The 286-nt window shown below is 68.5% G+C and carries 1 protein-coding gene; it reads left to right on the forward strand.

The annotated features are described in order from the left end of the window. A partial coding sequence (locus B447_RS21660) for a polysaccharide deacetylase family protein (RefSeq protein WP_004249987.1) occupies nt 1-286 on the forward strand: 286 nt, incomplete at both ends.

Here is a 286-nt window from a genome sequence, read left to right on the forward strand (position 1 = left end):
TGCGCGAGTTCGAGCGCCGCGGCCTGCCGATGACGATCTTCGGGGTGTCGATGGCGCTCGAGCGCCACCCCGAGCTCACCGCCGCGTTCAAGGAACTGGGCCACGAGATCGCCTGCCACGGCTGGCGCTGGATCCACTACCAGAACGTGCCGGAAGAGCTCGAGCGCGAGCACATGAAGATCGGCATGCAGATCATCGAGCGCCTGACCGGCGAGCGCGCAGTGGGCTGGTACACCGGCCGCGACTCGGTGAACACCCGGCGCCTGGTGGCCGACTACGGCGGCTT

Source organism: Thauera sp. 27, assembly GCF_000310125.2.
Lineage (GTDB): Bacteria > Pseudomonadota > Gammaproteobacteria > Burkholderiales > Rhodocyclaceae > Thauera > Thauera mechernichensis.